The organism is Massilia litorea, assembly GCF_015101885.1.
GTDB classification, from domain to species: Bacteria; Pseudomonadota; Gammaproteobacteria; order Burkholderiales; family Burkholderiaceae_D; genus Telluria; species Telluria litorea.
On sequence record NZ_CP062941.1, the window covers coordinates 1,179,449 to 1,201,137 of the forward strand.

The window sequence follows — 21,689 nt, forward strand, 5'->3', positions numbered from 1 at the left end:
CTCATCTTTATACGTTCTTTCGCACAATATCCTGAATAAACTGGGACTTGTCGTCCCTGATCGCTGCGGGAAGCAAACCTTGCATTTCCGGATCTATCTTGATGGCGCTCGACAACGCGGCAGCTCGCGTCCTCTGACACGGGTGTTTCTCAGCAATTGTCAGCAGAATGTCCGCTGTATTCTCGTTACCCAAGCTGCCGGCCAGCCCAATGAAGAACGCTCTCCTGGATGAGATGGTACCGGCGGGGAAACCAGCAATGCGCTGGTTTTCCACGTCGTATTCGTACTGGTCACTTAACCGGTCCCGGTCGGAGACGACGAGTACATTCAAGGAAACAGAATACTCCTCCGGAGAGTGCTGCGTGTGAATGTCGCGCTGCCGCCGAAACAGCATCTGCTTTCCCGGCTCGAGCCTTGTGCGTTCAAGGAAATTCAAGGGCACGTGTTCGCCGGAATAACCGCGTACCGATGCGGGGTCGATGCATTCCCAGATATCCGTCACATAACCCGGACCAAAATAATTCGCAGTTAAAAAACTGAAATTATGGTCGTGTGGCAGCTCATATGAAAACAATGCCTCTTCGATCGTGCGCACGGAGGAGTCGCCGGCGGGAGGCCACATATTCGCCCGGATAATAAACGGCTGTTTCCTGCCAGTTCCCATCACGGTCGACGCTTGCGAATAAGATGCCCCCGTGCTGCTATTGTATTTCATAAGATCGCGATTAAAAATCCCGATCAGGGCTTGCTTATTGTTTGCCAGTCCCTGCAGCATTTCTGCTGAAGAAAAAAGACTCTCATCGTCGCACACGTCGATATTCGCATCGATATAATCGACAAGCTCTTCAGTAGAAACAATCTTGTCATTTTTACAGAAAGAAGTGAAGGCCATTATGCGTCTCCCATTTGTGCAAGCGTTTTCTGCGAGGCCGCCCTGACGTGGGGATGCGGGTCGTCTTTTAACTTGTCGAGCACGATGGAAAGTGCTTCGACATCACATTGACCGAGTGCCTTGGCCACGTCCCAACGGACATGGTGAAATGGATGCGTCACCAGATGGCTGATGGCGCCAACGCTGTCCTGGTTTCCGTATTTGGAGAGGAAACGCAGGATGAAGGAAACAGTCGTCGATTGCAATGTGGCTGCGTGCACCCGCATCGCTGTCAGGTCGGCACGGCTGAATTCCCACATGAGTCCCACCTTGGACGGCGCAACGATTTTCAATACCAGCGATCCGCTCGACGCATAGTCGAAGACACTCGTGGGCGGAGCCAGTACGGTCTCTCCCCAGGCGCAATGACGCTGCTGCGGCGCCCCTAGCCTCGTCTCCAGGGAAAATACTTCCGGGTTCCAGTCAGCGGGGATGTCGTGAAAACGATAGGAAAAGCCCTCGCTGGACAAGCATCCGAGCAAGGCTTCGGACGTCGACGAATAGAGTGGCGATTGGGAAGTTGCGGCCTCTGTACGCCCGATTGCAACGGCAAGTCCGCCGAAGTCGTTGCAGAGCATGATGTGGCCATCCGTCATGAAGGGCGGGTCCGCGTCGGGATTCGCAGCCAGCTCGGCAACACATTTGTTCATGATGAGCACGGGCTCGTCGCTGCAAAGGAAACGCTTCAGCTCCTCGTCCACAACGGAAAGCGACTTATTGGCGGCAACGGCATCTCTTGCACTACGAATAATAGCGCTAATAAGAGGAAATTCGACGACATAATCTGAAAAGATATTCATATAGCTAAAAACACGTTGATGCGTCAATCGATTAGATTACTTGGATTGTATTAAGTTACTTTGCGACGTAGACAACGATGATCACCATCGCTGCAGTCATGAGCTTAGTAGAGCCTTCGGCACCTGCTGGAAGAACAACGGTTTCGAGATCGCACACTTCGATTGCTTTTTTCATTTTATCTCCGGATTGTTTATTTGATTGCGCATCAACGCAAAACAAAGTCTATTGATCGAAAATATGCGTGTCAAGAAAATTAAATCAATTTTTTCGGTGTGAATTTCGGTGATATTTATCCTGCATAATGCGCGCAAATAACGACCCGGCACGATCCTCTTCGTTTCAAGAAGCAACGCTTTTTTTAATACCGGAAATATGCGCGATGGGTATTCGGCGTAATTATTAGTGAGAATTCCAGCGCCGCCCTGCACCCAAACCTATCGATAACTTACATCGGACAACCGCTGCCTTGCAGGCGCTTCCCCCGGGGGCGCAGCGACTTCCGAATTCCCGGCTTTTAATGTGCAAAACTTTCTTTTCCTGCTATTCTCTTCCGCGCCGCGCCTGAGATACTGTTACTAGGGAGACTAAAATGGAACTGACCAATAACGCACCGATCGCCAGCGCTTCGCCAGCCGGCGCCTTCACCAGCATGTTTTACGAGCCAAGCCGTACTTTCCAAAAAATGGAACATAAGCCAAAGGGCTGGTTCCCGCTGGTCATCCTGATGGTGACGACAGGCGTGCTGATGTTCTGGTATTTCTCGACGGTCGATTTCAGCTGGCTCCTCGACCAGATGCTGGCCGGAATGAAGTCGGCCGAACAGCGTGAGCAGGCCGCCAAGGTGATGTCCAAGAACATGATGCTTGGTTCCACCCTCGGCACGACGCTGATCGGACTGCCCTTGTTTTTCGTGGTCATGGGCGTCTACCTCATGATCGTCTCCAAATCCCTGTCGCACGGGATGTCGTTTTCGAAGAGTTTCGCCCTGGCGGCCTGGTCCGGCGTGCCCAGCGTGCTGCTGTTCCCTCTGGGCGCCATGCAAATCCTGATGGCCTCAAATGGGCAACTGGGCATGTCCGAACTCAATCCCATCTCGCTTAACAGCCTGCTGTTTCACTACGACATGGCCCACCCGCTCTCCGGCCTCATGGATGGCCTGAGCCTGACGACCTTCTGGAGCATGTTCCTGCTGGTGATCGGCTTCCAGACGTGGGCCAAGGTGAAGCGCTCGACCGCGATCATGGTCGTGCTGATTCCCCATGTCCTGGTTTATGGCGCACTGTTCGCCTATGGCATGAGCAAACTTGCATGAAAAAGCAGCACATCCTCGGGATCGTGCTGGCCGCGATCTTTTGCGTCCCCATTGCCATGAAGCTCACGCGGGCCGAACCGGCGCGCGCTGTGGACGTCGAAAAAATTGCCTATCGCGATATCAAATCCTCGGTACTCGCCTCCGGCCACCTGCTCTATGAGGAGCAGGTATTGCTGTCCCCGGAAGTGATCGGCAAGGTCAGCACCATCTTCGTGAAGGAAGGCCAGCAGGTTGCCAAGGGTGATTTGCTGCTGCACCTGGACGATCAGAGTTACCGGGCAGAAGTGGCCCAGCAAGAAGCGGCCGTCAAGCAGCAGCGCATCAATATCGAGCAGCAACAGCTGAACCTGGCGAACCAGGAAAACCAGCTCAGACGCAAGACCGAACTGCACCGCGTCAAGATGATCTCGGATGCCGTCATCGAGGACGCCCGTTTCGCGGTCGATGCCGCGCGCATCGAGCTGCGCAACAGCCGCTCGCGCCTGGAACAGGCTTCGGCCATCCTGAAGCAGTCGAACGAACGGCTGGCCAAGACCACGATCCGATCCCCGATCGGCGGCACCATTACCGCGCTCGACATCAAGGTCGGCGAAACGGCGGTCGCCAGCCAGGTTGCGATCGCCGGCTCGAGCCTGATGACAATTGCCAACACCTCGACCATGATGACCGAGGTGAATGTCGACGAAGCCGATATTGGCAAGATCGTCCTCGGTCAGGAAGTGGCGATCCATACCGCCGCCTATCCGGACACGCCATTAAAAGGCGAAGTGGCGATCATTCCGCTGTCGCCCAAGCAAACATCGGGCGCGCCGCAGGCCGGCGCCTCGCTGGCGCGCACCTATAACGTCAAGGTCAAGCTGCCCGACACCAAGGGGCTGATGCTGCGGCCCGGCATGACCTGCCGCGCCGAGATCTTCACCGCCAGTTCCGGCAAGTCGCTCGCGCTGCCCTTGCAGGCCGTGCTGTCGAACAATGACGAGAACACGGAAGTGGCCAAGAAAAAGGGGTCGCGTCAAAAAGTACAAGTCAAGACCGAGCACTGGGTATTCGTGAACAAGGGCGGCAAGGCGGAAAAGCGCGTCGTCACCGTCGGCGTCTCGGACGACAGCCAGCAGGAAATCCTGGGCGGCGTGAAAGCGGGCGAAGGCGTCATCACCGGCCCATATAAAATCCTGCGCCACTTGAAGCCCGGCGACGCCGTCAGCACGGACACGACGGGCACGAGCAAGACATGAGCGGTGTTGCGGCATTGATCCGCCTGCAAGGCATTGCCAAGCATTACCAGATGGGCGGCGAGACGATTGCCGCCCTGAACGGCATCGACCTGGAGATCGCGCGCAACGATTACGTCGCCTTCATCGGCTCGTCCGGCTCGGGCAAGTCGACCATGATGAATATCCTCGGCTGCCTCGATACCCCGACCACGGGCAAGTATTTCCTGAACGGGCACGATGTGGCCAGCATGAGCGAAACTGACCTCGCCATTACCCGCAACCAGGAAATCGGCTTCATTTTCCAGAGCTTTAACCTGTTGACCCGGGCCACCGCGCTGCAAAACGTCATGCAGCCCCTGATCTACCGCGGCATCCGCCCGGCCGAGCGGGCGCGGCGCGCGAAAGAGGCCATGGCCCGTGTCGGCCTGGAAAAGCGCATGGACCACCTGCCGAACCAGTTGTCGGGTGGCCAGCGCCAGCGCGTGGCCATTGCCCGCGCCCTGTGCAGCGATCCCTCGATCCTGCTGGCCGACGAGCCGACCGGCAACCTCGATTCCTCGACCGCGGCCGACATCATGTCCCTGTTCGACGCCCTGCATGCGGAAGGCCAGACCGTCGTCATCGTTACCCACGAACCGGACATCGCCGCCCATTGCCGGCGCGCCGTGCGCCTGGCCGACGGCAAGGTCTTGAGTGACGTCATCAATACCGAGCGCCTGCCCTTCCACGCGTGCGAAGGTGCCCATGTTTAGCGTGATCGAGAGCTTCCGCTCGGCATTGCAGAGTATCCGTGCCCACAGCCTGCGCAGCTTCCTCACTTCGCTGGGCATCATCATCGGTGTCGCCTCGGTCATTGCCGTGGTGTCGATCATCCAGGGCCTGTCGGCCTCGATCAGCAGCGAATTCAAGGGCCTCGGCGCCAACAGCCTGACCGTGGCTGCCGACACGCCCTTTGAAGAGGCGATGCAGGGCAAGCGCAACGTGCTGACCATGAACGACTTCGACAAGATCGTTTCCCACCTCGACGACATCAGCAACGTGTCGCCCGCCTTCGGCCCCTTCGGCGACTTCGGCAGCACCGTGCGCCACGCCGGCCAGTCGACATTTACACGCGTTACTGCCGTGACTGCGGCCTACCAGGAGGCGAGCCAGTCGTTTCCCGAGTACGGCCGCTTCATCCGCGCCAGCGACGACCAGTCGCGCCGCAAGGTCTGCGTGATCGGGCCCAAGGTGCGCGACAAGCTGCAGTTGCCGGAAAACCCGGTCGGCAAATTCATCGAGATCGGCGGCGAATGGTTCCGGATCATCGGCATGAACGAGGCGCAGGGCGAAAGCTTCGGCTTTAGTAAGGACGACTATGTCCTGATCCCGTTCATGGTCGGCAGCGCCATGGCCGGCAACAACACCAAGCTTGACATCAACATCACCTTCACCGTCGACGACATCGCGCAGCTCGAGGCCGTGCAGGGGCGCTTGACGGGCCTGCTGCGCACGGCGCACAAACTCAAACCCGGCCAGCGCAACGATTTCAAGGTGCAGACCGCGGCCCAGCTGGGCGAAACCTTCGAAAACATCATCGGCATGATGACGATGGTCCTGGGGGGCATCGTCAGCATTTCGCTGCTGGTGGGCGGCATCGGCATCATGAACATCATGCTGGTCTCGGTCACCGAGCGCACTCGCGAGATCGGCATCTGCAAGGCCCTGGGCGCCCAGCGCCATCACATCCTGCTGCAGTTCCTGATCGAGGCCACCACCTTGTCTCTGCTCGGCGGCCTGGTGGGATTGGGGCTGGGCTATCTGCTGGGATTCGGCGCCGCAAAAATGATCCCGAACTTCCCGGATGCCTTCGTACCTTGGTGGGCGATCGCGATGGCGATCGGTTTTTCAAGCGTGGTCGGGATCGTGTTCGGCATCATGCCGGCGGCCAAGGCGGCCAATTTACACCCGATCGACGCCTTAAGGTACGAGTGAGTGTCAGCAGCGAGGACAAGTTCACCTATGGCACCTTCTATGTCGGCCTGATCGTCTTTCTCTGCCTGATGGTGCACGGCCTGCACACGGAACTGGGGCCGGCGCGCTGACACCTTTCATCGGCAGACGCCGTTGATGAAGACCGGGGCCACCGCCCCGGTTTTTTTTCGCCCGTGCTGACGATGCCGGGCGAATCCGTTGCAAACGTGCCCACAGGATCATGCTCCGCTTACATTGCTTTCCGATTAACTCTAGAATAAAACCGCATAGTAAATCTTGGTTTCGCTATGCAAAACAATAATTTATGGAGACAATCGATGAACAAGCAGCTCAGCATTTTCAGTGCACGTCGACTCATACCGCCGCTGCTGGCGGCCCTCGCCCTGTCCGCCTGCGGCAGCGATGACGATCCCGCGCCGCCGCCGCAGCAGGCAGCGGTCACCCCGATTCCTTTTACACCGGAACCCGAATCGACCCGCGCGCAGGACGGACGCACGTTCTCGGTGGTCCAGACCCAGCCGGCCCTGGCGGCACTCAGCGGCGCGCCCGAGACGGACCGCTGGACGGGTGTGCTGAACAATGCGAGTTACCAGGTGGAGGTGCCGAAGAACTGGAACGGCATGCTGGTGATGTACGCGCACGGCTATGCGGGAGAGGGCGCGAACCTGTCGGTGTCGCCGCCGGCGATCCGGCGCTACCTGATCAGCCAGGGCTATGCCTGGGCCGCCTCGAGCTACAGCAAGAATTACTATGACGTGCGCGCCGGCGTGGAAGACACGAACGCCCTCGCCATCGCCTTCGTCGGCATCGCGCGCCAGAACGGCCGGACCCTGGCGGCCCCCTTTAAAACCTACATCATGGGCGTGTCGATGGGCGGCCACATCTCGGCCGCCGCCGTCGACGAGGAAAACATCGCCACCGCCGTCAACCGGATCCGCTATAACGGCGCGGTGCCGATGTGCGGCGTCCTCGGCGACACGGAACTGTTCGATTATTTCGCCGCCTACCAGACCGCCGCCCAGCAGGAAGCCGGCATGCCGGCCACCAGCTGGCCGGTCGCGGACTGGGCCACCATCGGACCGCAGGTGAATGCGAAACTGTTCTCCAGCTTCCCGAGTGCCGCCACGCCGACCGCGCAAGCCGTGCCGACCGCCCAGGGACTGCGCCTGAAACAGATCGTCCAGAACCTGACCGGCGGCGCGCGCCCGATGTTCGACAACGGCTATGCCGGCCCGCTGCAGGCCACCGTCTGGGGCGTGTTCGGACGCGACGGCAAAGTCAACGGCATCCTCAACCAGGACCTGGTGTCGACGAAAGACATCGTCTTCCAGCTCGATGCCGACCCGGCCCTCAGTGCCGAGGAGCAGGCGTACAACGCCGCCATCTACCGGGTGCAAGGCTCGCCCGAGGCGAACCGCCTGCGCCGCGACGGCCTGCGCTGGATTCCGAAGACGAACGCCCAGATCAAGGTCCCGGTGGTCACCATCCACACCCTGGGCGACATGTACGTGCCCTTTAAAATGGAGCAGATCTATAAACGCCGCGCCGATGCCAACGGCACCTCCAACCTGCTGGTGCAGCGTGCGATCCGCGGTATCAGCCACTGCGATTTCACGATCGCCGAACAGGTGGGGGCCTTCGAGGCGATGGTCAAATGGGAGCAGCAAGGCGTGAAACCGGCGGGCGACGACGTGCTGACGCCGTCGGTGGTGGCCGATCCGAAGTACGGCTGCAAATTCACGGACAACACGCCGTCCCCCGACGACAGTGCGAACACGCTGCGAGTACGGGCTTCGCTGCCGCAGTGCAGCGGGAGCTGATTCGCGCGCGTCTCTGCACTGCAGGCCGGCCTTCCGGGGCCGGCTTTTTTTGCCCGGGGAGGTCCCCCGGCGGCTGGCTTGAAACTTGCGTACGTACGATCGGGACCTGAACGAGAAAAGGATCGTCGTATGCTGCTTCGAAACGATTTACTCGAATACGCCGGTGAGCGTCCGCTTACGCTGCGGATCCTCTGGATCGATGCCGCCCGGTGCCTGGCCTACACCTATGCGCTGGGCGAACGCGGCGCCAGCCCCTGCGCCGCCTCGCTCGACACGCTGATCGGCCACGTGCAGGCAAGGCATGCGCGCTTGCTGCCGCTGGACCCGTATCGCCCGACCGTCGACGCCGCCACGCTGCCGCCGAAATACCTGGCGCTGCGCGACAGCGCCTGGGCCATCGTCCAGGCGCTCACGCGCGACGAACCCGGGGTGTATCAGACGCGCACGCGCGGCCGGCTGGTGGCGGCCTGCCGCGCCGAACATGGCGTCTCGCATCCGACCATCTACCGCTATCTGCGGCGCTACTGGGAGCGCGGCCAGCATCCGGACGCCCTGCTGCCCGACTATGCCAACTCGGGCGCACCGGGGAAGACGCGGCGCGCCAACGCCGACGTCAAACGCGGCCGTCCCAGTAAATCGGGCGCGGCCGGCATGAATGCCGACGCCGCCATCCGCGACACCATGCGCGCCGCCGCCCTGCGCTACGCGGCCACCCACGAGGCCTTCTCGCGGCGCGGCGCCTACCGCCAGATGCTGGCCGATTATTTCGGCGCCGGCGCCCAGGCAGCCCCGACCTACGGCCAGTTCAGCTACTGGCTCGACCGCGACGGCGGCCTCCTTCTCCCCCGCTGATCCTTTTACTTTCCAACGCAGCCCGGCAGCCTTCCGACGTGCATTGCGCGTGTCGGGAGGCGCTTTGTTCTTCCGTGATGCGTTTTGGCAAAAAAACCCTATCGCGGTGCGGGCCGGATCAAAATGGTGCGGCGCATCAATTCAGTTCGGCGACCAGGCGCAAAAGGCTTGTCCACGTGCTTTCCGGCGGACGAAAAATAAAGTCTGCTCCGCTGAATATAGTGTTTTCTCCGTGCCAGCCGCCTGCATGCTTCCTACTCATCTCCATGTAAAAACATTGTTTGGCTGCGTGTTGCAATGCAATGCGCGAGCCTGAAACGACATTGTTTTTTCATGCAGATCGGGTCGACTTGCCCATGATTTTGGCACGCGGCTTGCTATGTATTTCCTCGTAACAACACAAAAAGAGGTGATCTATGGCGGGTTCGGACAAGGGGATGAGGACGCGGCGCGATTTTCTGTACCGGGCGGCCGCGGTCGGCGGCTCGGCACTGCTGCTCAACACGATGAACGCCTGGGGCATGGGCATCGCCTCGCGCGTGAGCGCACCGCCGCAGCTGAGCGGCAGCGGCAAGGGGAAAAAAGTACTGATCCTGGGCGCAGGCCTGGCCGGCATGACGGCGGCCTATGAACTGGGCAAGCTCGGCTACGAAGTGCAGGTGATCGAAGCCCGCAGCTTCGCCGGCGGACGCTGCCAGACGGCCCGCAAGGGTTTTCAATTGCAGGAGCTGGGCGGCCAGATGCAGGAGTGCCGCTTCGACGAGGGGCACTACATCAACCACGGCCCGTGGCGCATCCCGATGCACCACCAATCGACCCTGCACTACACGCGCCTGTTCAAGGTGCCGCTCGAGGTGATGGTCAACGAGAACGACAACGCCATCATCTATCTCGAACAGGGCGGACCGCTGGCGAAGCAGCGCCTGCGCGGCGCCCAGGTGAAATCGGACCTGCGCGGCCATGTGGCGGAACTGTTGGCCAAGTCCGTCAAAAACGATCAGCTCGACGCCCAGCTGAATGCCGGCGACAAGGCGCTGCTGCTCGACTATCTCGCCAACGAGGGCCACCTCGACGCGGGCGACCTGCGCTACAAGGGCAGGAGCGGGCGCGGTTATAAAACCAATCCCGGCGCCGGCATGCTGCCCGGTCCCGGCGAGGCCTCCGATCCGCTCGGTTTCCGCGATCTGCTCGCCTCGAAGGTGGGCAAGGTGTACAGCGCGGTGCAGGACTTCCCGATGCAGAACACGATGTTCCAGCCGGTCGGCGGCATGGATCAAATCGCACGCGCCTTCGAAAAGCAGGTGGGACGCACCATCCGCTACGGCGCCGAGGTGCAGACGATCCGCCAGGACGCGAACAAGGTGACGGTCACGGTCAAGGACGCCGCCAGCGGCAAGCTGTCGTCCCTGAACGCTGACTACTGCCTGTGCACGATTCCCTTGTCCGTGCTGCGCATGATCGACACCGATTTCTCGCCGCGCTTCAAGGACGCGGTGAAAGCCGTGGCCTATATGCCGGTCGGGAAAATCGGCCTGCAGATGAAGCGCCGCTTCTGGGAAGAGGACGACCAGATCTACGGCGGCCACATCGTCACCGACCTGAAAGGCATCAATGTGATCTCGGTGCCCTCGTCGAACTGGCAGAAGCAGAAGGGGGTCCTGCTCGGCTACTACAACTACATGCTCGACGCGATCGAAACCAGCGCCTTGAGCCCGCCCGCGCGCGCCGAGTTTGCGCTCAGCGCCGGCCAGCAGATCTTCCCGGCCTACCGCAGCTCCTTCGAATCGTCCTTCTCCGTGGCCTGGCACCGCGTCCAGTACAACCTGGGCGGCTGGGCCGAGTGGACCGACGAAAGCCGCAAGGCGGCCTACCCGATCCTGAACGAGGGAGAAGGCCGGATCCTGCTGGCCGGCGAGCACCTCAGTTACCTGACGGGCTGGCAGGCCGGCGCCATCGAATCGAGCTGGCAGCAGATCGAACGCATCCACGCGAGGGCACAGGCATGAAGACCCATCACCTCATCCTCGGCGCCCTGCTGTGCGCCGCTGTTCACAAGGCCGGCGCGCAAGCGATGGACGGCAAGGCGCTGTTCACGAAGAACTGCGCCGCCTGCCACCAGGCCAACGGCAAGGGCATTCCCGGCGCCTTTCCCGCGCTGGCCGGGAACACGCTGGTGCAGGGCGCACCGGCCGACGTCGCGACCGTGCTGCTCAAGGGCCGCGGCGGCATGCCGGATTTCAGCGCCAGCCTGTCCGACGCCGACATCGCGCAGGTGCTCAGTTATGCCCGCAGCAGCTGGGGCAACAAGGCCACTGCTCTTTCCCATACCGAGGTGGCGGCGCTACGCGCCTCACTGCAGGCCGCGCAGGCCGGCACCGGACGCCTGAGCAACAAGCACTGATCCCTCTTATCCCTATCAGGAACGCACCATGAAGACACGTTTGAACGCCCTCCTCGCCGCCCTGCTGTGCGCAACGACCCTGCCGGCACTCGCCCAGGACATCGTGCGCCACAAGATTCCCGGCTCCGACTTCCCGATCGCCCAGGCCGTCACGCTGCCGCCCAACGCGACCATCCATTTCATTAGCGGCCAGGTGCCGCCGGTGGTCGACAAGAACGCGCCCGCCGACTCGCTGGCCGCCTTCGGCAACACGAAACAGCAGACCGTCGGTGTCCTCAACAAGATCAAGGACATCCTCGGCGGCATGGGTTTATCGATGAGCGACGTGGTGAAAATGCAGGTGTTTATCGTCGGCGACCCAGGCAAGGGCGGCAAAGGCGACGTGGCCGGCTTCATGGAGGGCTACACCCAGTTCTTCGGTGGCGCCCAGCCGAACCTGCCGGCGCGCGCCGTGTTCCAGGTGGCCGCGCTCAGCAATCCAGGCTGGCTGATCGAGATCGAGGTGGTCGCCGCAAAAAAATAAATCGCTCGCTGCCGTCCGCCATTCGTCGTCAACCAATTCAGGGGAATTCCATGCTCAAGGCCACACTCACAAAAACCGCCGCCGCCGTCGCCATCCTCATGCTGCAATCGGCCTATGCCCAGGAAGCGCAGCTCGCCATGGCCGACCCAGCGCCTGCGCTGCCGAATGCCGAAGCCGGACTGACCACCACCGGCGTCGTGATCGTCACCGGCACCCGCGCCTCCGGTTTAAAGGTCGAGAACAGCGCTTCTCCGATCCAGGTGCTCGATTCGGCCTCCCTGAACCGCACCGGCCAGGCCGACCTGCGCCAGGCGCTCGGCCAGAACCTGCCCTCGTTCACGATCCAGGCTTTTGGCTCCGACATGGCGGCGATGACCTTGTCGGCGCGCCTGCGCGGCCTCAGTCCCAACAACACGCTGGTGCTGGTCAACGGCAAGCGGCGTCACGGCACCGCCAACCTCGCCGTGCTGGGCGGCGCCTTCCAGGGCGCGGCCGCGGCCGACCTGAACTACATCCCGCTGGCGGCGATCGATCACGTCGAGGTGCTGCAGGACGGCGCCGCGGCCCAGTACGGGACGGACGCGATCGCGGGCGTCATCAACATCATCCTCAAATCGAACAGCAGCGGCCTGTCGGGCAACCTCAACGGCGGCGGCTACTATGACGGCGGCGGCCACACCGGCAACGGCAGCGCCAACATCGGCCTGTCTCCCTTCGAGACGGCCTACCTGAGCCTGACGGCGGAAACCAAGTACCACGGCTTCAGTAACCGCGGCGGGATCGACCCGCGCGTGGCCGACCCGGCGACCCTGGCCGCCCAGCCGCAGCTGACCCGGGCACCCGGCTACCCCTACCTGAACAGGATCCAGGGCGACGCCCAGTACCGCCAGCACGTGGCCGCCATGAACTTCGGCTTCGACCTGGGCACCAGCGCCAGCTTCTACAGCTTCGCGACCTACGGCGAGAAAGACGCGCGCGCCTACGAAAACTACCGCATGCCGAGCCGCGTGCCACGCGCCTACCCGCTCGGTTTCAGTCCCTTGGAGACCTTCGACGAAAAAGACTACGCGCTGACCGCCGGCGTCAAGGGCAGTCTTGGGGGCGGCTGGAAGTGGGACCTGTCCAGCACCTACGGCAAGGACGTGACCAGGATCGGGGTCGACCATTCCGTCAACGTCTCGCTGCTGGCCGATACCGGCTTCTCGCCGACGACGTTTGCCGCCGGCCAGTTCAAGGCCAGCCAGTGGACCAACAACCTCGACCTCAGCCGCGAGTTCGACCTTGGCTGGGCCGCGCCGCTGAACTTTGCGATCGGCCTCGAACAGCGCCGCGACACCTACGAGATCGTGGCCGGCGACCCCGCCTCGCGCTACAAGGAAGGCTCGCAGTCGTATCCGGGTTTCCTCCTGACCGACGCCGGCAAGCATGACCGCGACAACGAAGCCTTCTATGTCAACGTCTCCTCGCAGCCGATCAAGGACTTAACGGTCGACCTGGCCGCGCGCTATGAACACTTCAGCGATTTCGGCAACGCGAAAGTCGGCAAGCTCACCTCGCGCTACGATTTCTCTCCCGCCTTTGCCCTGCGCGGCACGGTCAGTAACGGTTTTCGGGCGCCGACCCTGGCCGAATCCTATTATTCGGCCACCAACGTCTCGCCGCGCAGCGCCTTCGTGCAGCTGGCGCCGAATTCGCCCGGTGCGCGCCTGGTCGGCATCGACGGCCTGAAGCCGGAAAAATCGACCAACCTGTCGGCCGGTATCGTCCTCAACCCGGCGCCCGGCGTCACCGTCACGCTCGACGCCTACCAGATCAAGATCCGCGACCGCATCGTCGGCAGCGGCGCCCTGTACGGTTCGGGCGGCGCGGTCAATTCGCCGGCGGTGACGGCGGCGATCCTCGCCAACGGCAACGTGCTCGATCCGACCGTGGTCGAAACCGGCATCAACATCTTCTCGAACGCGATCGACACCCGCAGCCGCGGCCTGGAACTGGTCGCCACCACCAGCAGCAACTACGGCGCCTGGGGCCGGGTCGACTGGTCGGCGGCGGCCAACTACAACCAGGTCAAGGTCATGAAGATCAACCAGGCGCCGCTCCAGCTGCAGCCGCAGCTGCTGCTCGACCAGACCGCGATCTCGGACATCGAAACGGCCTCGCCGAAGATGCGCCTGAACCTGGGCGCCTTGTGGAAGGCAGGCGCATGGACGGTCAACCTGCGCGAAGCGCTGTACGGCAGCTCGTCGGAGATGCAATCGCCCGACGGCGGCGGCACGTATTACAAAACCGGGATCGGCAAACTGGCCGTGACCGATCTCGAGGTCGCCTATAAATTCAACAGCAACTGGACGCTCGCGCTCGGCGCCAACAACCTGTTTAATAAATACCCGGACGGGATCAACCCGGAGGTGCTGGCGATCCAGCGCGCGAACCTGGACAACTCGGCGGTGACGATCTATCCCTCGTTCTCGCCGATCGGGATCAACGGCGGGTATTACTACGCACGCGCGAACTTTAAATTCTGAGTTCCCGGTTCGATCGGTGTAAACAGTATAAAAAAAACCGGCCCGATGAACGGGCCGGTTTTTCATTGGGACGTCAGATCAGAAATTGACCTTGAACTGGGCGCCGAGCGTGCGCGGCTCGTTCAGGATACCGGTCAGGTTGTCGAAGTCGATGGCGCCAACCACTTGCACGCGGTCGGTGATGTTGCGCGCGAAAGCGGCCACTTCGTATTTGCCGTCGCCCCATTTGTAGCCGACGCGCAGGCCGCCTTCGACCAGGGACTTCGCCTTATATTCCTTGGCTTCGTACAGGAACATGTTGTAGGTCGAGCGATAGGCCCAGTCGGTGTAGGCGAAGAAGTCGCCATTGCCCACGGGGACGCTATAGCGCAAGGTGAAGTTGGCCTGCCACTTCGGCGCACGCGGCATCGGGTTGCCGTCGATGCGCACGGTGCCCGGGAAGGGACCGGCAGGGTCGGTCACCGTGCAGCCGGCGCGCCCGCCCGTGTTGGCGAAGTTGCCGCACTGCTGGACGAACAGCGAGCCATCCTTGATTTCGGTATCGTTGTAGCTGCCGCCCAGGGTCATGCGCAGCGAATCGGTCAGCACGGCCTGCAGGTCGAGTTCGACGCCCTGTCCCGTGACTTTATCGGCATTGATCAACTGGTTCATGTTGATCACGCCGCTGCCGGCGGTCAGCTGCTTGTCTTTCACGCGGTACTGGAACACGCTGGCCGAGACGCGGGCGCGGCGGTCGAACAGGTCCTGCTTGATGCCGGCCTCGTAGGACAGGGCTTTTTCGGCGTCGGCAAAGGACGGGCGGTCCGAAAGGCCGTTCAGGCGGCCCTGCATGCTCGGTGCGCGGTAGCCGGTGGCGATGCGCGCGAACAAATTCGTGTCCTTGTCCAGCGCATAGGTGCCGCTTGCATCCCAGCTGACGTTGTTCGAGTCGCTGTTGATGCCGAACGGGCCGGCCGTCGTCGCCTCGACCCGCTTGGCCGAGAATTCCTTGCGGTCGCTGGTGTAGCGCAGGCCGGCGCGCAGTTTCAGCTTGTCCGAGACCGAATAGTTCAGCGAACCGAAGGCCGCCCACGAGCGGGTGTCCTGGGTCTGGGTCGCGTAGAACGGATTTTGCGGATTGCCCGGGGCCAGCGAATCGAAGCTGATGCTGTCGATCCGGATGTCTTCCTTAAAATAGAACAGGCCGCCGATCCATTGCAGCGGACCGGGCACGTTCGACTCGGCGCGGAACTCCTGGGTCAGCTGTTTGTGGTTCGGCAGCAGGTCGGCCGTCTCCACCACGAACGGAATGTAGCCGGGACCCATCGGCTGCGCGTACACGGCGCCATAGCCGCCGTCGACGTCGGCGCGGCTGTAGAAATCGGCCGACTCGTAGCCGGTGATCGAGTGCAGGGTCACGCGGTCGAAGTTCCAGCGCAGGCGCATGTTGGCGCCCCTGGTCTTCAGGGTCTGCTCGTTGATGCCGTCGGTCGGATAGGAACCGTAGTCGAAACCGTCGACCAGGTTATTCGTGCCCTGCTTGATGATGTTCGCGCGGAACAGGGTGGCGTTGCCGTCGAGGTCACGGGCATGGACGTTGAACAGTGCGCTGAACTGTTTATTCGGCTGCACCAGCACCTGGATGCGGCCGGCGTTGTCGCTGTAGTCTTCCAGGTCGCGGGTGCCGGTCGGACGTGGGTTGTGCACGCGGTTGTCGCGGTTCTGCGTCTGCAGCGAGACGCGCGCGGCGACGGTATCGCTGATCGGCAGGTTGTAGGCGCCTTCGACGTTGAAGGCGCCGTAGTTGCCGAAGCCGCCGACGACATAGCCCTCGGTCCGGAACACCGGCTTCACCGAATCGAATTTGACGACGCCGGCCGGAGAGTTACGGCCGAACAGGGTGCCCTGCGGGCCGCGCAGGACCTCGACCTGCTCGACGTCGAAGACCGGGAAGCCTTTCAGCATCGGGCTCTCCTGCACGATGTCGTCGACCACCAGGCCGACCGGCTGCGATGCGTTCAGGTCGAAGTCGGTATTGCCCTGGCCGCGAATATAAAAGCGCGGGAAGGAGCGGCCGTAATCGGATTCCACGTTCAGGCTCGGCGAGCGCCCGGCCAGGAAGCGGATGTCCTGGCCGCCGGCGGTCACCGCCTCCAGCTTGTCGCCGCTGAGCGTGGTGATCGCCATCGGCACGTCCTTGATGTTCTCGGCGCGGCGCTGGGCCGTCACGATCACGACGTCCAGGCGCTGGCCGTTCTTCGTGTCGGCCTGGGGGGCAGGCGCTTCCTGCGCCGCGGGTGTCTCCTGCGCCAGCGCGGACTGCAGCGGGAAGGCGCCGGCGACAGCCATGAACATGAGGGTGCGGCAAGTGGGGAGCGACAAGCGGGAGCCTGGACGTTTCATGCTATTCCTTGATGGTGGAGAACCGGCGACAATGCGGTGCGGCGGCGCAGAAAACGGCCGCGCTGCGCGAAATTGTAAAAACGCAATTATATCAATGCGTTAACTTGTAAAGACAGGCAATTCGGTACGATGATGTTTTTTTGCACAGGATAGACAGATGGCCCAGGACAAACCAAACCCTCCCGACGCGCTGGGAGCATTGCGCGCCCGCTTCGAAGCGCAGTCGCGCAAGGCGCAGGCGTATTACGCCGTCATGCACGCCGTCCGGAGCATCGTCGGAAGCGACGAGGCGGCAAGCAGCTGGATGGAGTCGCCGCAGGCGGCATTGGAAGGCCAGACGCCGGCGCAGCTGATTGCGGCAGGCCGCGAGGACGCCGTGCTGGAACAGGTTCAGTCCCTGCAAGCTGGGCGCTGACGGCGCCGCAGCAGGCGCAAAGCGGGCGAAAAAAAACCGGGCAATGCCCGGTTTTCCATTTCATGGATCCTGTTACGCCGGCTCTTCCGGCGACTGCGTCATGCGCACGAACAGCGGCGAGACCAATAAACCCAGCTCGAACAGCAGGCACATCGGGATGGCCAGCGACAGCTGGCTGACCACGTCGGGCGGGGTGACGATCGCCGCGATGACGAAGGCGCCGACGATGATATAGGGACGCACGGATTTCAGTTTTTCGATGCTGACGATCCCCATCCGCACCAGGATCACGACCACCACCGGCACCTCGAAGGTGGCACCAAAAGCCAGGCACATCGACATCACGAAATCGAGGTAGTTCTCGATGTCGGGCATCACGGCGATCGAGGTCGGCGCGAATTCGGAAATGAAGTGGAACACGCGTCCGAACACGAGGAAATAGCAGAAGGCGACGCCGGCGATGAACAGCAGGGAGGACGAAATCACCAGCGGCAGCACCAGCCTCTTTTCGTGGGCGTACAGCCCCGGCGCCACGAAGGCCCACAGCTGATAAAACACCCAGGGCAGCGCCACGATCAGCGCGAACATCAACGTCACCTTCATCGGCACCAGGAAGGGCGAGACGACGCCGGTGGCGATCATCTTCGCGCCCGGGGGGAGCGAGGCGATCATCGGCATGGCGAGGAAGTCGTAGATTTCCTTCGGCCCCGGCCAGATGAACAATCCGATGCAGACGATCGCCACGCCGATGATGGCTTTTACCAGGCGGTCGCGCAGTTCGACGAGGTGGGAGATGAAGGTTTCTTCGACTGGCGCTTCTTCGGTGGTCATTAGAAAAAGGAAGTATTGGATTTCACGCCGGGCCGGAACTTGCGCACGCGTGCGGCGCCCGACAATACCCGGGTCTTGCCGCCATGGCGGTGCTTGTACCAGGCCGGCACGGCGCTTGAACGCACCAGCTTCTTGCGGCGGAAGTCCCTGGCCTTGCGTTCGAGGTCGTCCATGCTGGCGCTTGGCGCCGGCGCATTCGGCTGGATGTCGCCGTGCCAGGCCGATTCGACCTCCTGCAGGGTGCTCGACATGTGGTGCTCGACGTCGGACTTGAATTCGGCGGCGCTGTCGGCCACCTCTTTCTGCAGGTTGCGCAGTTCGTCGAGCTGGATCTCGCGGCTGACCTCGGACTTGACGTCGTTCAGGTAGCGCTGGGCGCGGCCGTACAGGGTGCCGGCCATGCGCGCCACCTTCGGCAGCTTTTCAGGGCCGATCACGATCAGCGCCACCACACCGATGATGGCGATCTTCGACAGTCCCAGGTCGATCATACGGCGGCGACCGGATTACGAACGGTGCTTTTCGCGGGTCTCGACGTCGATCGTCGACTTGTCCGCGACCTGCTGGGTCGGGTGGACGGTGGTCGTGGTCGTCGTCGTGTTGACGGTCTTCTCTTCCTCGCCCTTGACGCCATCTTTAAAGCCTTTGACGGCCTTGCCGATGTCGGAACCGACATTGCCCAGCTTCTTGGTACCGAACAGCAGCACCACCACGACCAGCACGATTACCCAGTGCCAAATGCTCATCGAACCCATCATTATCTCCTCAGTGGGCGCAGGCGCCCGCAATCATTGAAGCGTACCGCGCCAGTATAAGCCATGCAGGCGCCAGTGATGCCTAGAAAAAGTCTCAGGTACCCAGGCCGCGCCATGGGCGCGGACCGCCGTACACGTGCAGGTGCAGGTGATAGACTTCCTGCCCGCCGTTCGGGCCGCTGTTGATCAGGGTTTTATAGCCGCCGCCGCGCTTGCCGTCGGCAGCGGTCGTCACGGCGATGCCATGCTCAAGCGCCAGCTTGGGCGCCAGCGCCAGCATCTTACCCAGCAGGGCCGTATGCGCGTCCGTCGCATCGGACAGGGTGTCGATGTGCTGCTTCGGGATCACCAGCAAATGCACCGGGGCGGCCGGATTGATGTCCTTGAAAGCCAGCACCTCGTCGTCTTCGAAGACGACCTCGGCCGGGATCTGCCTGGCTGCGATTTTGCAGAAAATGCAATTATCCATCTTGTCTCCAGTCTCTGTGGCTGCGGCGATGAGGCCGCAGGTCAATCCGATCAATCTTATCCGAGAACAATGACCTTGGAATGACAGATCGCTTAAGGGCGATCTGGGTCAAGCATCTTTGCGCGCTGCTTTTTCGGCGAGCCCGGATAGCCCTTCACGGCGTGCCAGTTCGTCCAGCACCTGCTGCGGCGTGAGGTCGAATTTCGCCAGCAGCACCATCGAATGGAACCAGAGGTCGGCCACTTCGTAGAGCAGGCCGGATGCGTCCCCGGAGACGCGCGCGTCCTTGGCCGCCATCACGGTTTCGGTCGCCTCTTCTCCGATCTTTTTCAGGATCGCGTCGTCGCCTTTGCTGAACAGTTTCGCCACATACGAGGTCGCAGGGTCGCCGCCGTGTTCGGGTTTGCGCGATTCGATCGTTTGCGCCAGGCGCGCCAGGGTCGTGCTCATGGGGTCTTCTTTGGGTTGGTATAGATCGTTTCCGGATCCTGCAGCACGGGTTCCACCGCTTGCCAGTCTTCGCCGTCGAATTTCTGGAAGAAGCAGGAGTGACGGCCGGTATGGCAGGCGATGCCGCCGGCCTGCTCGATTTTCAGCAGGACCACGTCTTCGTCGCAATCGAGCCGCATCTCCAGCACCTTCTGGGTGTGGCCCGACTCTTCTCCCTTGTGCCACAGCTTCTTGCGGGAACGGCTCCAGTACACGGCTTCCCCGAGTTCCGCGGTGCGCGCCAGGGCGTCGCGGTTCATCCAGGCGAACATCAATATGTCGCCCGTCGACGCTTCCTGGGCGATCACCGGCACCAGGCCGTTTTCGTCCCAGCGTACTTTTTTCAGCCATTTCGCATTGGCCGCCGCGCTTGTCGATGAATTCGGCATGCTTACTCCAGGCGCATCGGGATACCGCGTTCGGCCATGAAGCGCTTGGCCTCCTGGACCGTGTGCTGCCCGTAGTGGAAGATCGACGCGGCCAGGACCGCATCGGCATGGCCGTCAATGACGCCGTCGGCCAGGTCCTGCAGGCTGCCGACGCCGCCCGAGGCGATCACGGGAATCCCGACCGCATCCGATACGGCGCGCGTCAGGCCCAGGTCGAAACCGGATTTCGTGCCGTCGCGGTCCATGCTGGTGAGCAGGAGTTCGCCCGCGCCCAGTTTTTCGAGTTGGATCGCCCACTCCACCGCATCCATGCCGGTGGCGTTGCGCCCGCCATGGGTGAACACTTCCCAGCGGCCGGGAGCCACCTGCTTGGCGTCGATCGCCACCACGATGCACTGGGAACCGTGCTTTTGCGAGGCGTCGAACACCAGTTGCGGGTTCTGCACGGCCGAGGTGTTCATGCTGACCTTGTCGGCGCCGGCATTGAGCAGGCGCCGCACGTCCTCGACCTTGCGCACGCCGCCGCCTACCGTCAATGGAATGAACACGGTGGAGGCCACCGCTTCGATGATCGGCAGGATCAGGTCGCGGCCGTCGGAGGAAGCGGTAATGTCGAGGAAGGTGATTTCGTCGGCGCCTTGTCCGTCATAGCGGCGTGCGATCTCGACCGGATCGCCGGCGTCGCGCAGTTCCGTAAAATTGACGCCCTTGACGACGCGGCCGCCGGTCACGTCGAGGCAGGGGATGATGCGTTTTGCCAGCATAGTCTTTCCAGAGGCTTGTTAAGCCTGTTCGCCCTCGGTCAGTTCGTCGGCGCGGGCCTGGGCCGACGCCAGGTCGATCGTGCCTTCGTAGATCGAGCGGCCGCAGATCACGCCTTCGATGCCCTCGTCCTGCACCGCGCACAGGGCCTCGACGTCGGCCAGGTTGTGCAGGCCGCCGGAAGCGATGACGGGGATGCGCACCGCCTGCGCCAGGCGCACGGTCGCTTCGATGTTCACGCCGCCCATCATGCCGTCGCGGCCGATGTCGGTATAAATGATCGATTCGACGCCGTAGCCCTCGAATTTCTGCGCCAGGTCGATCACTTCGTGGCCCGACATCTTGCTCCAGCCGTCGGTGGCCACTTTACCGTCTTTGGCGTCGAGGCCGACGATGATGGAGCCGGGGAAGGCGCCGCAGGCGTCGTGCAGGAAGCCCGGGTTCTTGACGGCGGCGGTGCCGACGATGATGTAGCTGATGCCGTCGTCCAGGTAGCGCTCGATGGTGTCGAGGTCGCGGATGCCGCCGCCCAGCTGGACCGGGATCTCGTCGATGCCGTTCTGCTCCGCATACTCCTGGACCATTTTGAGGATCGATTTGATCGCCGGCTCGTTCTTCGGTTTGCCCGCGAAGGCGCCGTTCAGGTCGACCAGGTGCAGGCGGCGCGCGCCCCGTTCCAGCCAATGCAGGGCCATTTGGGCGGGGTCTTCGGAGAAGACGGTGGCGAGGTCCATATCGCCCTGTTGAAGGCGAACGCAGTGACCGTCTTTCAGGTCGATGGCGGGGATCAGCAGCATGGTCGTAGTGAGTAATTAAGCGGTGGAGTGGACGTCGACGTGAAAAT

General features: G+C 62.1%; 22 protein-coding genes. 11 read left to right on the forward strand and 11 right to left on the reverse strand.

The genetic code is table 11. From position 1 onward, the window contains the following. Window positions 1-7: 7 nt before the first annotated feature. Both LPB04_RS05170 and LPB04_RS05175 read right to left on the reverse strand, forming a co-directional pair. Window positions 8-892, reverse strand: coding sequence for a hypothetical protein (locus tag LPB04_RS05170; protein WP_193687670.1), 885 nt, complete (start codon window positions 890-892; stop codon window positions 8-10). Further along, on the reverse strand, window positions 892-1,758 hold the full coding sequence (locus LPB04_RS05175) for a HEAT repeat domain-containing protein (RefSeq protein WP_193687671.1): 867 nt from the start codon (window positions 1,756-1,758) through the stop codon (window positions 892-894). Before LPB04_RS05175 ends, LPB04_RS05170 begins: the two co-directional genes overlap by 1 nt. A 563-nt stretch (window positions 1,759-2,321) precedes the next feature. Here LPB04_RS05175 and LPB04_RS05180 point away from each other — a divergent pair. The 10 genes from LPB04_RS05180 to LPB04_RS05225 all read left to right on the forward strand — a co-directional run bounded on the left by LPB04_RS05180 (window position 2,322) and on the right by LPB04_RS05225 (window position 14,353). Continuing rightward, a complete protein-coding gene (locus tag LPB04_RS05180; RefSeq protein ID WP_193687672.1) occupies window positions 2,322-3,044 on the forward strand; it encodes a YIP1 family protein in 723 nt (240 codons plus the stop codon). Next, a complete protein-coding gene (locus tag LPB04_RS05185) occupies window positions 3,041-4,279 on the forward strand; it encodes an efflux RND transporter periplasmic adaptor subunit (RefSeq protein WP_193687673.1) in 1,239 nt (412 codons plus the stop codon). Before LPB04_RS05180 ends, LPB04_RS05185 begins: the two co-directional genes overlap by 4 nt. Then, the gene (locus tag LPB04_RS05190; RefSeq protein ID WP_193687674.1) at window positions 4,276-5,010 is read left to right on the forward strand and encodes an ABC transporter ATP-binding protein; all 735 of its coding nucleotides are present in this window, start codon (window positions 4,276-4,278) and stop codon (window positions 5,008-5,010) included. Before LPB04_RS05185 ends, LPB04_RS05190 begins: the two co-directional genes overlap by 4 nt. After that, the gene (locus LPB04_RS05195; protein WP_193687675.1) at window positions 5,003-6,232 is read left to right on the forward strand and encodes an ABC transporter permease; all 1,230 of its coding nucleotides are present in this window, start codon (window positions 5,003-5,005) and stop codon (window positions 6,230-6,232) included. The genes LPB04_RS05190 and LPB04_RS05195 overlap by 8 nt, the downstream gene beginning before the upstream one ends. A gap of 317 nt (window positions 6,233-6,549) precedes the next feature. Then, the gene (locus tag LPB04_RS05200; RefSeq protein WP_193687676.1) at window positions 6,550-8,052 is read left to right on the forward strand and encodes an alpha/beta hydrolase; all 1,503 of its coding nucleotides are present in this window, start codon (window positions 6,550-6,552) and stop codon (window positions 8,050-8,052) included. Between the two features lie 129 nt (window positions 8,053-8,181). Further along, on the forward strand, window positions 8,182-8,904 hold the full coding sequence (locus LPB04_RS05205; RefSeq protein WP_193687677.1) for a hypothetical protein: 723 nt from the start codon (window positions 8,182-8,184) through the stop codon (window positions 8,902-8,904). Window positions 8,905-9,320: 416 nt separating this feature from the next. Then, window positions 9,321-10,910: a flavin monoamine oxidase family protein gene (locus LPB04_RS05210; RefSeq protein ID WP_193687678.1), complete on the forward strand. Its 1,590-nt coding sequence runs from the start codon at window positions 9,321-9,323 to the stop codon at window positions 10,908-10,910. Further along, window positions 10,907-11,305, forward strand: coding sequence for a c-type cytochrome (locus tag LPB04_RS05215; RefSeq protein WP_193687679.1), 399 nt, complete (start codon window positions 10,907-10,909; stop codon window positions 11,303-11,305). Before LPB04_RS05210 ends, LPB04_RS05215 begins: the two co-directional genes overlap by 4 nt. Before the next feature lie 28 nt (window positions 11,306-11,333). After that, window positions 11,334-11,828 carry a RidA family protein gene (locus LPB04_RS05220; RefSeq protein WP_193687680.1) on the forward strand — a complete coding sequence of 165 codons (495 nt, stop codon included), beginning with the start codon at window positions 11,334-11,336 and terminating at the stop codon, window positions 11,826-11,828. 50 nt (window positions 11,829-11,878) lie between these two features. Next, the gene (locus LPB04_RS05225; protein ID WP_193687681.1) at window positions 11,879-14,353 is read left to right on the forward strand and encodes a TonB-dependent receptor plug domain-containing protein; all 2,475 of its coding nucleotides are present in this window, start codon (window positions 11,879-11,881) and stop codon (window positions 14,351-14,353) included. A 78-nt stretch (window positions 14,354-14,431) separates the two neighbouring features. On the opposite strand, the gene LPB04_RS05230 is transcribed toward LPB04_RS05225, so the two are convergent. Further along, complete coding sequence (locus LPB04_RS05230; protein ID WP_227496625.1) at window positions 14,432-16,735, reverse strand: TonB-dependent receptor; 2,304 nt, start codon at window positions 16,733-16,735, stop codon at window positions 14,432-14,434. A gap of 157 nt (window positions 16,736-16,892) precedes the next feature. On the opposite strand from LPB04_RS05230, the gene LPB04_RS05235 reads away from it, so the two are divergent. Then, a complete protein-coding gene (locus LPB04_RS05235) occupies window positions 16,893-17,150 on the forward strand; it encodes an MbcA/ParS/Xre antitoxin family protein (protein WP_227496626.1) in 258 nt (85 codons plus the stop codon). Window positions 17,151-17,222: 72 nt separating this feature from the next. Here LPB04_RS05235 and tatC read toward each other — a convergent pair whose 3' ends face one another. The 8 genes from tatC to hisA all read right to left on the reverse strand — a co-directional run bounded on the left by tatC (window position 17,223) and on the right by hisA (window position 21,642). After that, window positions 17,223-17,981 carry a twin-arginine translocase subunit TatC gene (gene tatC, locus LPB04_RS05240; RefSeq protein ID WP_193687682.1) on the reverse strand — a complete coding sequence of 253 codons (759 nt, stop codon included), beginning with the start codon at window positions 17,979-17,981 and terminating at the stop codon, window positions 17,223-17,225. Then, complete coding sequence (gene tatB / locus LPB04_RS05245) at window positions 17,981-18,472, reverse strand: Sec-independent protein translocase protein TatB (RefSeq protein ID WP_193687683.1); 492 nt, start codon at window positions 18,470-18,472, stop codon at window positions 17,981-17,983. The genes tatC and tatB overlap by 1 nt, the downstream gene beginning before the upstream one ends. A 15-nt stretch (window positions 18,473-18,487) precedes the next feature. Further along, window positions 18,488-18,736: a Sec-independent protein translocase subunit TatA gene (gene tatA, locus LPB04_RS05250; protein ID WP_193688860.1), complete on the reverse strand. Its 249-nt coding sequence runs from the start codon at window positions 18,734-18,736 to the stop codon at window positions 18,488-18,490. A gap of 94 nt (window positions 18,737-18,830) precedes the next feature. Continuing rightward, window positions 18,831-19,205, reverse strand: coding sequence for a histidine triad nucleotide-binding protein (locus tag LPB04_RS05255; protein WP_193687684.1), 375 nt, complete (start codon window positions 19,203-19,205; stop codon window positions 18,831-18,833). Between the two features lie 108 nt (window positions 19,206-19,313). Next, window positions 19,314-19,655 carry a phosphoribosyl-ATP diphosphatase gene (locus LPB04_RS05260; protein WP_193687685.1) on the reverse strand — a complete coding sequence of 114 codons (342 nt, stop codon included), beginning with the start codon at window positions 19,653-19,655 and terminating at the stop codon, window positions 19,314-19,316. Then, a complete protein-coding gene (gene hisI, locus LPB04_RS05265; RefSeq protein WP_193687686.1) occupies window positions 19,652-20,083 on the reverse strand; it encodes a phosphoribosyl-AMP cyclohydrolase in 432 nt (143 codons plus the stop codon). Before hisI ends, LPB04_RS05260 begins: the two co-directional genes overlap by 4 nt. 2 nt (window positions 20,084-20,085) lie before the next feature. Further along, window positions 20,086-20,847, reverse strand: coding sequence for an imidazole glycerol phosphate synthase subunit HisF (hisF, locus tag LPB04_RS05270; protein ID WP_193687687.1), 762 nt, complete (start codon window positions 20,845-20,847; stop codon window positions 20,086-20,088). Window positions 20,848-20,865: 18 nt separating this feature from the next. Beyond that, window positions 20,866-21,642 carry a 1-(5-phosphoribosyl)-5-[(5-phosphoribosylamino)methylideneamino]imidazole-4-carboxamide isomerase gene (hisA, locus tag LPB04_RS05275; RefSeq protein ID WP_193687688.1) on the reverse strand — a complete coding sequence of 259 codons (777 nt, stop codon included), beginning with the start codon at window positions 21,640-21,642 and terminating at the stop codon, window positions 20,866-20,868. Window positions 21,643-21,689 lie beyond the last annotated feature (47 nt).

What these genes read in the sequence shown, in the direction of transcription:
- LPB04_RS05170 (WP_193687670.1), bottom strand. Translation starts at nt 892, where the DNA reads ATGGCCTTCACTTCTTTCTGTAAAAATGACAAGATTGTTTCTACTGAA.
- LPB04_RS05180 (WP_193687672.1), top strand. Translation starts at nt 2,322, where the DNA reads ATGGAACTGACCAATAACGCACCGATCGCCAGCGCTTCGCCAGCCGGC.
- LPB04_RS05185 (WP_193687673.1), top strand. Translation starts at nt 3,041, where the DNA reads ATGAAAAAGCAGCACATCCTCGGGATCGTGCTGGCCGCGATCTTTTGC.
- LPB04_RS05190 (WP_193687674.1), top strand. Translation starts at nt 4,276, where the DNA reads ATGAGCGGTGTTGCGGCATTGATCCGCCTGCAAGGCATTGCCAAGCAT.
- LPB04_RS05195 (WP_193687675.1), top strand. Translation starts at nt 5,003, where the DNA reads ATGTTTAGCGTGATCGAGAGCTTCCGCTCGGCATTGCAGAGTATCCGT.
- LPB04_RS05200 (WP_193687676.1), top strand. Translation starts at nt 6,550, where the DNA reads ATGAACAAGCAGCTCAGCATTTTCAGTGCACGTCGACTCATACCGCCG.
- LPB04_RS05205 (WP_193687677.1), top strand. Translation starts at nt 8,182, where the DNA reads ATGCTGCTTCGAAACGATTTACTCGAATACGCCGGTGAGCGTCCGCTT.
- LPB04_RS05210 (WP_193687678.1), top strand. Translation starts at nt 9,321, where the DNA reads ATGGCGGGTTCGGACAAGGGGATGAGGACGCGGCGCGATTTTCTGTAC.
- LPB04_RS05215 (WP_193687679.1), top strand. Translation starts at nt 10,907, where the DNA reads ATGAAGACCCATCACCTCATCCTCGGCGCCCTGCTGTGCGCCGCTGTT.
- LPB04_RS05220 (WP_193687680.1), top strand. Translation starts at nt 11,334, where the DNA reads ATGAAGACACGTTTGAACGCCCTCCTCGCCGCCCTGCTGTGCGCAACG.
- LPB04_RS05225 (WP_193687681.1), top strand. Translation starts at nt 11,879, where the DNA reads ATGCTCAAGGCCACACTCACAAAAACCGCCGCCGCCGTCGCCATCCTC.
- LPB04_RS05230 (WP_227496625.1), bottom strand. Translation starts at nt 16,735, where the DNA reads ATGAAACGTCCAGGCTCCCGCTTGTCGCTCCCCACTTGCCGCACCCTC.
- LPB04_RS05235 (WP_227496626.1), top strand. Translation starts at nt 16,893, where the DNA reads ATGGCCCAGGACAAACCAAACCCTCCCGACGCGCTGGGAGCATTGCGC.
- tatC (WP_193687682.1), bottom strand. Translation starts at nt 17,981, where the DNA reads ATGACCACCGAAGAAGCGCCAGTCGAAGAAACCTTCATCTCCCACCTC.
- tatB (WP_193687683.1), bottom strand. Translation starts at nt 18,472, where the DNA reads ATGATCGACCTGGGACTGTCGAAGATCGCCATCATCGGTGTGGTGGCG.
- tatA (WP_193688860.1), bottom strand. Translation starts at nt 18,736, where the DNA reads ATGGGTTCGATGAGCATTTGGCACTGGGTAATCGTGCTGGTCGTGGTG.
- LPB04_RS05255 (WP_193687684.1), bottom strand. Translation starts at nt 19,205, where the DNA reads ATGGATAATTGCATTTTCTGCAAAATCGCAGCCAGGCAGATCCCGGCC.
- LPB04_RS05260 (WP_193687685.1), bottom strand. Translation starts at nt 19,655, where the DNA reads ATGAGCACGACCCTGGCGCGCCTGGCGCAAACGATCGAATCGCGCAAA.
- hisI (WP_193687686.1), bottom strand. Translation starts at nt 20,083, where the DNA reads ATGCCGAATTCATCGACAAGCGCGGCGGCCAATGCGAAATGGCTGAAA.
- hisF (WP_193687687.1), bottom strand. Translation starts at nt 20,847, where the DNA reads ATGCTGGCAAAACGCATCATCCCCTGCCTCGACGTGACCGGCGGCCGC.
- hisA (WP_193687688.1), bottom strand. Translation starts at nt 21,642, where the DNA reads ATGCTGCTGATCCCCGCCATCGACCTGAAAGACGGTCACTGCGTTCGC.